This window comes from Corallococcus exercitus, assembly GCF_003611585.1.
Taxonomy (GTDB): Bacteria; Myxococcota; Myxococcia; order Myxococcales; family Myxococcaceae; genus Corallococcus; species Corallococcus exercitus.
In genome coordinates this window covers 1-8,719 of record NZ_RAVW01000416.1, presented here as the reverse complement: position 1 = coordinate 8,719, position 8,719 = coordinate 1, and the positions used below count along the sequence as shown (strand labels likewise).

Here is an 8,719-nt window from a genome sequence, read left to right as displayed (position 1 = left end):
GTGCACACCGGGCCCGGCCGTCCGTCCCCCCCTCCAGAGGCAAGGGAAGCGCTGCCACCGCCTTCCAATCGTGTTAAGGCGGCCCCCCATCGCCACGACCCCCGAGAACGATCCCTTGCGCGCACGGCTCCAGCAGATGGAGCAGCAGGCCGAGCAGGGCGGCGGCGCTGAGCGCATCGCCAAGCAGCATGAGGCCGGCAAGCTCACGGCCCGCGAGCGCATCGACCTGCTCCTCGACCCCGGCTCCTTCAGCGAGCTGGACAAGTTCGTCACCCACCGCAGCCACGACTTCGGCATGGGCGACAAGAAGATCCTGGGTGACGGCGTCGTCACCGGCTACGGCACGGTGGAGGGCCGCCAGGTCTTCGTGTTCGCCCAGGACTTCACCGTCTTCGGCGGCTCGCTGTCCGGCGCCTACGCCCAGAAGATCTGCAAGATCATGGACCTGGCCACCCGCGTGGGCGCGCCGGTCATCGGGCTCAACGACTCCGGCGGCGCGCGCATCCAGGAAGGCGTGGAGAGCCTCGCCGGCTACGCGGACATCTTCCTGCGCAACACGCTGGCGTCCGGCGTCGTCCCCCAGATTTCGCTCATCCTGGGGCCGTGCGCGGGCGGCGCGGTGTACTCGCCCGCCATCACGGACTTCATCATGATGGTGAAGGACACGTCGTACATGTTCATCACCGGCCCGGACGTCATCAAGACGGTGACGCATGAAGAGGTCTCCAAGGAAGCCCTGGGCGGCGCGCTCACGCACAACCAGAAGTCCGGCGTGGCCCACTTCGCCGCGGAGAACGAGCAGGCCGCCATCGCGATGACGCGCGAGCTGCTCTCGTACCTGCCCTCCAACAACCAGGAGGACCCGCCCGCCCAGCCGTGCGAGGACGACCCGTTCCGCGCCGAGGAGTCGCTGAAGACCATCGTCCCGGCGAACCCGAACAAGCCCTACGACATCAAGGAGATCATCCGCGCCATCGTGGACTCCAAGCACTTCTTCGAGGTGCAGGAGCACTTCGCGAAGAACATCGTCGTCGGCTTCGCGCGCATGAACGGCAAGAGCGTGGGCATCGTCGCCAACCAGCCCGCGGTGCTCGCCGGCTGCCTGGACATCGACGCCAGCGTGAAGGCCGCGCGCTTCGTGCGCTTCTGCGACTGCTTCAACATCCCCCTGCTCACCCTGGTGGACGTGCCCGGCTTCCTCCCCGGCACCGACCAGGAGTGGGGCGGCATCATCACCCACGGCGCCAAACTGCTCTACGCGTACGCGGAAGCCACCGTCCCCAAAATCACGCTCATCACCCGCAAGGCCTACGGCGGCGCGTACGACGTGATGGCGTCCAAGCACATCCGCGCGGACATCAACTACGCCTACCCCACCGCCGAAATCGCCGTGATGGGCCCGGAAGGCGCGGTGAACATCATCTTCCGCAACGAGCTGCTCAAGGCCCAGGACGCCAACGCCGAGCGCAAGAAGCTCACGGACGACTACCGCGACAAGTTCGCCAACCCGTTCAAGGCGGCGGAGCTGGGCTACATCGACGAGGTCATCCGCCCGGAGGAGACCCGCGCCAAGGTCATCCGCGCGCTGGAGATGCTCAAGGACAAGCGGCAGGAGAACCCGCCCCGCAAGCACGGCAACATCCCGCTGTAGAAGGAGTCCCCCAAAAGTTCCGGAGACCGCCTGCCTGCCTCCCGCTGTCTGGAGAGCAGGCGGGCGTCGCAACTTCCGGAAATTCTGAGGTAACGCCGGGGCTTTCACGGGGCCACTCAAGGAGCCCCCCACGTGTCCCAGCAGCGCCGACTCGTCCTGTTCCTCTCCGACGTCGAAGGTAACCTCACCGCCCTGCGTCAGACGCTGAAGGGCGTGTGCGAGGGGCTCGACCTGCCCACGCCGGAGGTCAAGTGGGTGGAGTCCCGTCCGGAAGCCCTGGCCGACTGTGGCTGGCACGTGGCGGAGATTCCCCTGGTCTCCGGCAAGACGCCCGGCAAGGTGTCCTCCCCCGAGGAGCACCTGGACGCGATGACGCAGGCCCTCTCCAAGGACTTCCGCGACCGTTCCATGGGCATGTACGTGGACCGGGAGCACAGCTACGCGCGCGTCTGCATGGCCGCCCCCAGCCGGCCGCCGCGCGCCATGGAGGGTGAGTACCTGGACGTCCTGCGCCAGGCCGCGCGCTGGCTGGACGTGGAGACGACGGCCCTGGCCCGCCTCTTCAGCGGGAATGCGGCGCGCAACCTGCTGGCGGCCGCGGTGGACTTCGGGCCGGACGGCAAGCCCGTGGAGGCCCCCGCGCACCCCGCCACGCCCCCGGAGCCGGACGAGGACGACCGCTTCGTCGAAGCGAAGCTCGCCCAGGCGAAGCAGCTGATGGATGAGTACCTGAACCTGCGCAAGTAGGGGCAGGCAATCCCGGGCGCCCCATGCTAGACGGGCGCCCATGCCCAAGATCCGCAAAGTGCTCGTCGCCAACCGCGGCGAGATCGCCATCCGGGTGATGCGCACCTGCAAGGACCTCGGCATCGCCACGGTGGCGGTGTACTCCGAAGCAGATCGCTCCGCCCTGCACGTGCGCACGGCCGACCAGGCCTACTTCGTCGGTCCCCCGCCCTCGCGCGAGAGCTACCTCGTGCAGGAGCGAATCCTGGAGGTCGCGAAGCAGTCCGGCGCGGACGCCATCCACCCCGGCTACGGCTTCCTCTCTGAGAACGCGTCCTTCGTGCGCGCCTGCGAGAAGGCCGGCATCACCTTCATCGGTCCGCCGGCTTCCGCCATGGACGCCATGGGTGAGAAGACCCGCGCCCGCGCGAACATGATCAAGGCGGGCGTGCCCGTCGTCCCCGGCACCACGGAGCCCATCGCCACCATCGAGGAGGCGCGCGAGTACGCGCAGAAGATCGGCTTCCCCATCATGCTCAAGGCCGCCGGCGGCGGTGGCGGCAAGGGCATGCGCCGCGTGGAGGGCATGGCCGACTTCGACTCCGCGTGGCGCTCCGCCAAGAGCGAGGCGATGAGCTCGTTCGGCAACGACGCGGTCTACATCGAGAAGTACCTGGAGAAGCCCCACCACGTGGAGATCCAGGTCTTCGCCGACCAGTACGGCAACACCATCCACCTGAACGAGCGCGAGTGCTCCGCGCAGCGCCGTCACCAGAAGGTGGTGGAGGAGACGCCCAGCCCCATCCTCACGGCGGAGATGCGCGCGAAGATGGGCGAGGTCGCGGTGAAGGCGGCCAAGGCCGTCAACTACGTGGGCGCCGGGACGGTGGAGTTCCTGGTGGACGTGCACCGCAACTTCTACTTCCTGGAGATGAACACCCGCCTCCAGGTGGAGCACCCGGTGACGGAGTGGGTCACGGGCCTGGACCTCGTGGCCATGCAGATCCGCGCCGCCGAGGGTGAGAAGCTCCCCCTCTTTGAAGCGCCCGCGCCGCGCGGCCACGCCATCGAAGTGCGCGTGTACGCGGAAGACCCCGCGCGCAACTTCATGCCCAGCCCCGGAAAGATCCACGCGCTGCGCGTGCCGAGCGGCCCGAACGTGCGCGACGACTCGGGCGTGTTCGCGGGCTTCACGGTGCCCAACTTCTACGACCCCATGATTTCGAAGCTGTCCGTGTGGGGCGCCACGCGCGAGGAGGCCATCGCCCGGGCCAAGCGCGCGCTGTCCGAGTACGTGGTGAAGGGCATCACCACCAACATCCGCTACCTGCACGGCATCCTGTCCCACCCGGAGTTCGTGGGCGGGGACTACGACACCAGCTTCCTCACCCGCCAGCACACGGCGCTGCTGGGCGAGGAGGACCCCAAGCTCAGCGAGGTGGCGCTGCTCGCGAGCACGCTGCACGCCTTCCAGCGCGACCAGAAGCGCGCGAAGACGCTGCCGTCCCGCAGCGGTGGCGGTGACACCAGCGGCCGCATCAGCCCGTGGCGCCTGGCGCTGAAGAGCCGCCGCCGCTGATCCACTTCCTGCCCAAGCCCAAGGAAGGACCTTTCCTCCATGCGTTACTTCACGAAGCAGCAGGGTCAGAAGGAGTCGGTGCCGGTGGACCTGGAGTCGCTGGGTCAGGACCGCTACCGGCTCACGGTGAACGGCAAGGAATACCACGTGGACGCGCTCTCCGTGGACCAGGGCACGCTGTCGCTCCTGGTGGACGGCCAGTCCTACAACGTCGAGTTCGAGGAGAACGGCGACGAGATTGGCACGCTGGTGCGCGGGCAGGTGAACCGCACCGACGTGGCGGATGAGCGCAAGCTGCGCATGCGCGCGGCCGCGGGCAGCTTCTCCGTGGAGGGCCGCCAGCTCATCCTCGCGCCCATGCCCGGCAAGGTGGTGAAGGTGCTGGTCAAGGTCGGCGAGGAGGTGAAGGAGGGCCAGGGGCTCGTGGTCGTGGAGGCCATGAAGATGGAGAACGAGCTCAAGAGCCCCAAGGCCGGCAAGGTCACGGAGGTGTTCGCCAAGGAGGGCACCGCCGTGGAGAACAACGCCAAGCTCGTCGTCGTGGAGTAGCCCGCCCCATGGAGATGCTCTGCACGCTGCGCAGCACCACCGAGACGCAGCGCCAGGCCTTGCAGAAGGCGCCGGAGTCGCTGGAGCCCTTCCTGGAGGACGAGGAGGACTTCGGCGACGCGAAGGGCGCGGCGTTCCTGGAGCTGGACATCGGCGAGGCGTGGCACGGCCTCCAGTACCTGCTCACCGGCACCGCGTGGGAGGGCACGCCGCCGCTGGACTTCCTCGTGCGCGGCGGCGAGGACGTGGGCGACATCCCGTCGGATGAAGGCACCGCGCGCGTGTTCGACGCGCCTTCCGTGAAGGCGCTGGCGGAGGCGCTGAAGAAGACCTCCGTGGAGGACCTGCGCCAGCGCTTCGACCCGGCGCGGCTCCAGGCGGAGGACATCTACCCCGGCACCTGGGACGAGGAGGAGCCGGCGGAGGACGTGGATCCGCTGGAGGAACTGCTCTCCTACTTCGTGGAGCTCCAGAAGTTCACCGCCGCCGTGGCGAAGCGCGGCCTGGCGATGCTCGTGCACATCGGCTGAAGGCCGGGCGGGCGCGCCTGCATCAGGCCGCCCAGCCCAGCCACACGTCGCGCCCCAGCTTCAGCACCAGCGCGGCCACCACGCCCAGCACCACGACGCGCACCAGCTTGTCGCCGCCCTTCACCGCCACGTGCGCGCCCAGCCACGCGCCGGTGAACTGCGCCGCGGCCATGGGCAGCGCCACCTTCCACAGCACCACGCCCCGCAGCGCGAAGAGCGTCACCGACGCCAGGTTGGAGGCGAAGTTCACCACCTTCGCGTCCGCGGACGCGCGCGCCAGGCCGTGGCCCAAGAGCGACGAGAACGCCACGATGAGGAACGTGCCCGTGCCCGGGCCGAAGAAGCCGTCATAGGTGCCGATGCAGAGCGCGATGAGCGCGCCGATGGCCTGCGCGCGCGGCCGGGGCGAGGGCTCCACGCCGTCCCGCCTCGGCGGCGTGCGGCGGAAGGCGAGGAACACCGCCACCGCGATGAGCAGCACCAGCACCAGCGGCTTGAGCACCTCCGGCTTGAGCAGCAGCACCAGCGCCGCGCCGCCGAACGCACCCATCAGGCCGAAGGGGAACGTCGCCCGGGCCAGCTTGCCGTCCACCAGCCCCGCGCGGGCGAAGCGCACCAGCGCCGCGCCCGAGCCGAACACGGACTGCCCCTTGTTGGTGCCCAGCGCCACGTGCGCGGGCAGCCCCGCCGTCAGCAGCGCCGGCAGGGTGATGAGCCCGCCGCCTCCCGCGATGGCATCCACGAAGCCCGCGCTCAGCGCGGCGACACACAGCAGCACCAGCTTCAACGCGCTGACGTCCAGGTCCACGGTGGGGCCCGCCTCCTCGCCGCGGGTGGCGCCCGCTTATCACCCGGACGGCGCGCCGTCCCGGCCGGTTGCTTGCGTCGCGCGGAAGCTTGGGGGTCAATGCGGTCCATGCTCGCGACCCTGATGACCGTGCTGGCGCTGACGCTCGCCGCGCCGCCCTCGCCGCCCGACGCGACCACCGCCACGTGCCGCTCCATCGACGGGCACGTGTCCTGTGGCTATGCGTGCAAGTCGGATGGACAGCGCGTGCGGTGCGCCCAGACGCTCCAGGGCAAGTGCACCGTCATCGACGGGCAGGCCGTCTGCTTCGACCCGCCCGCCTACGTGGTGAAGGCCTTTGGCGCTGGGTTGCCGGAGCCGGAGTGCAAGACCATCGACGGGGTGGTGGGCTGCGGCTACGGCTGCGTCACCGACTTCGGCAAGGTGCAGTGCGCGAAGACGCCCGCGGGCGTGTGCCGGAGCCAGGGCGGCAACGTGACGTGCTTCGACCCGCCCGCCGCGGTGTTCGCGGTGTTCGGCCGGCAGGTGCCGCGCGCGCAGTGCGTCAGCAACGGCGTGCAGCTGGCGTGCGGCTTCAACTGCGTGAACGCCTCCGAAGGCGTGCGGTGCGCCAAGACGCCCATGGGCGTGTGCAAGGCGCAGAACGGCCACGTCACCTGCTTCGACCCGTCGCCCGGGGCGCTCTGCGCGTGGGGCAAGGGCCTGCCAGCGCCCCAGTGCAAGCTGAGCGAGACGGGCCCGGTGTGCGGCTACAACTGCACCACGGCCTACGGCAAGGTGGCGTGCTCGGGGACGCCGGCGGGCATCTGCAAGGTCTTCGACAGCGAGGTGTACTGCTTCGACCCGCCCGCCGAGCAGCAGGCCGACGCGGCCTGTCTCGCCAGCGTGGGGCTGGCGGCGATGGAGGGCGCGACGCCCTGAAACGCCTGACCGCCCGCTCCTGGAAGGACGTCCGCTTGGACGCGGGCGCGGGCGGCGATAAAATTTCAGCTTCCCGGCGCTAGAGGGAATGGGAGCAGGACGGCACATGGCGGAGGGCGAGGTCCGGCAGTACTGGGTGCGGAACGATCGGGGCACCACGTGGGGGCCGCTGACGGGTCCGACCATCGAGCTGCTCATCGACAGCGGCTCCATCCAGGGCAAGCTCCAGGTCTCCACCGATGGTCTGCAGTTCGCCTTCCCGTGGCGCTTCCCGGAGGTGCGGGACGCGTTCCCCCGCGAGCTGTGGGGGGACGGCGCGCCCGCGTCGCAGGTGCAATCCGCGCCCGCCGCCATCGTTCCTCCGCCGCCGCCCGGCCCCGTCGTCGCGCCCGGTCCTGGGGCCGCGCCCATGGCGGGTCCCGGAGCGGCGCCCGTCGCGGGGCCTGGCGCCATGCCCATGGCGGGCCCCGGAGCGGCGCCCATGGCGGGGCCTGGCGCCATGCCCATGGCGGGCCCTGGCGCGATGCGGGGCCCCGGGCCCGGAGCAGCGCGTCCGGCCGTGGACGCGGCGGGACGTCCTGTCGCCGCCGCGCGGCCTCCGGGGCCACCTGTCGCGGCGCCCCGTCCGCCGGGCGCTCCCGCCGGGGCTCCCGTGGCCGCGGCGGCGCGTCCGGCCGCGCCCCAGACGCCGCAGGCTCCCGCGGATGACGGAACCAACACGGTGCCGCCGCAGGGGCAGCTCCAGCAGTGCTCGCCCATGCAGCTGTATGGGCGCATCGCCGCGGGCGAGCAGACGGGCCTGCTGACGCTGGGGCTTTCGGACCGCACGCTGTCCATCCACTTCCGCAAGGGCAGTCCGGAGTTCGTGGACTCGTCGCACGCGGAGGACGCGCTGGGCGTGTCGCTGCTGGGGGCGCGGCTCCTGACGGCGGAGCAGCTCCAGCAGGCGGAAGGCGCGAAGGACCGCTTTGGCGGTGACCTGCTCGCGGCGCTGTTCGGGTTGGGGCTGCTCCAGCCGGCGACGGCGTTCACGCAGCTGGCGCAGCGGGCGCTGGGCATCCTGGGCAAGGCGCTGCGGGCGGAGTCCGGGACGTTCTCCTTCGAGGCGCGCGACCTGCCGGCGCAGAAGTCGATGCCGCTGGGCAACCGCTGGGCGCTGCTCAGCGACCAGGTGCGCCGCATGCCGACGGCGGACCTCAAGCGGCGGCTGGCCTACGTGCTGCCCATGCCCATCATGAAGTCGGGCGGCCGGGTGGCCTCCAGCGACCTGCGCCTGACGCCGCACGAGGTGCGCGCGCTCGCCTTCATCGACGGGGTGCGTTCGCTGGGGCAGTTGCTCCAGGACGTGCCGCAGGACGCGGAGCACCTGCTGCGCGTGGCGTTCCTGCTGAAGGAGCTGAACGGCGTCTCGTTCGCGGCGGCCTCGCGCACGCAGGCGGCGGCTCCGCCTCCTCCGGCCTCGGGTCCCACGGCCACCGCCGCGCCTGGAGCGGCGCCCCGTCCCCCGGGTGCCGCGCCCACGGCGGGTCCTGGGGCCGCCGGTCCTGGTGCGCCCGTCGCGGGTCCCGGTGCCGCGCCCGGTGCGCCTGTCGCCGGTCCTGGTGCCTCCGCTCCTGGTGCGCCTGTCGCGGGTCCCGGTGCGCCTGTCGCGGGCCCGGGTGCGCGTGGCGCCAGCGCTGGATCGCCCGTCGCGGGTCCTGGTGCGCCCGGTGCGCCTGCCGCGGGTCCCGGAGCCAGACCCATGGGCGGTCCTGGAGCCCCCGTCGCGGGGCCCGGTGCCGCGCCGATGGCCGGACCCGGTGCGTTCGTCGCAGGCCCTGGTGCGCCTGGCGCGGGCCCGGGCGCTCCCGTCGCGGGGCCCGGTGCCGCGCCCCGCCCTGCCGGTGCCGCTCCCGTGGCGGGTCCGGGTGCCGCGCGTCCCGGTACCGCGCCCACGGCGGGCCCCGGTGCACGTC

At 71.3% G+C, this 8,719-nt stretch carries 8 protein-coding genes; 7 read left to right on the top strand and 1 reads right to left on the bottom strand.

Annotation, left to right across the window (positions count from 1 at the left end; all coding sequences use genetic code 11):
• Positions 1–88 precede the first annotated feature (88 nt).
• The 5 genes from D7W79_RS34215 to D7W79_RS34195 all read left to right on the top strand — a co-directional run bounded on the left by D7W79_RS34215 (position 89) and on the right by D7W79_RS34195 (position 5,035).
• A complete protein-coding gene (locus tag D7W79_RS34215) occupies positions 89–1,651 on the top strand; it encodes an acyl-CoA carboxylase subunit beta (protein ID WP_208729913.1) in 1,563 nt (520 codons plus the stop codon).
• Between the two features lie 132 nt (positions 1,652–1,783).
• Complete coding sequence (locus D7W79_RS34210; RefSeq protein WP_120529530.1) at positions 1,784–2,398, top strand: hypothetical protein; 615 nt, start codon at positions 1,784–1,786, stop codon at positions 2,396–2,398.
• 40 nt (positions 2,399–2,438) lie between these two features.
• Positions 2,439–3,956 (top strand): acetyl-CoA carboxylase biotin carboxylase subunit, encoded by a 1,518-nt coding sequence (locus D7W79_RS34205; RefSeq protein ID WP_120529529.1) that lies wholly within the window; start codon positions 2,439–2,441, stop codon positions 3,954–3,956.
• 39 nt (positions 3,957–3,995) lie between these two features.
• Positions 3,996–4,505, top strand: a complete 510-nt coding sequence (locus D7W79_RS45930) for a biotin/lipoyl-containing protein (RefSeq protein ID WP_120529528.1) — start codon at positions 3,996–3,998, stop codon at positions 4,503–4,505.
• Between the two features lie 8 nt (positions 4,506–4,513).
• Positions 4,514–5,035 (top strand): YfbM family protein, encoded by a 522-nt coding sequence (locus D7W79_RS34195; RefSeq protein WP_120529527.1) that lies wholly within the window; start codon positions 4,514–4,516, stop codon positions 5,033–5,035.
• A 22-nt stretch (positions 5,036–5,057) separates the two neighbouring features.
• On the opposite strand, the gene D7W79_RS34190 is transcribed toward D7W79_RS34195, so the two are convergent.
• Complete coding sequence (locus tag D7W79_RS34190; RefSeq protein WP_120529526.1) at positions 5,058–5,843, bottom strand: TSUP family transporter; 786 nt, start codon at positions 5,841–5,843, stop codon at positions 5,058–5,060.
• Positions 5,844–5,951: 108 nt separating this feature from the next.
• Here D7W79_RS34190 and D7W79_RS34185 point away from each other — a divergent pair, with 108 nt between their 5' ends.
• Together D7W79_RS34185 and D7W79_RS34180 are read left to right on the top strand one after the other, a co-directional pair.
• Entirely contained in the window at positions 5,952–6,764 is an 813-nt protein-coding gene (locus D7W79_RS34185) for a hypothetical protein (RefSeq protein WP_120529532.1), read from the top strand.
• A gap of 106 nt (positions 6,765–6,870) precedes the next feature.
• Positions 6,871–8,719 (top strand): DUF4388 domain-containing protein (locus tag D7W79_RS34180; protein ID WP_208729912.1); only part of this gene is annotated, 1,849 nt, incomplete at its 3' end.

Bases quoted from the DNA above. Each gene is read 5' to 3' on its own strand.
- D7W79_RS34185 (WP_120529532.1), top strand. From the start codon at position 5,952: ATGCTCGCGACCCTGATGACCGTGCTGGCGCTGACGCTCGCCGCGCCG.
- D7W79_RS34195 (WP_120529527.1), top strand. From the start codon at position 4,514: ATGGAGATGCTCTGCACGCTGCGCAGCACCACCGAGACGCAGCGCCAG.
- D7W79_RS34205 (WP_120529529.1), top strand. From the start codon at position 2,439: ATGCCCAAGATCCGCAAAGTGCTCGTCGCCAACCGCGGCGAGATCGCC.
- D7W79_RS45930 (WP_120529528.1), top strand. From the start codon at position 3,996: ATGCGTTACTTCACGAAGCAGCAGGGTCAGAAGGAGTCGGTGCCGGTG.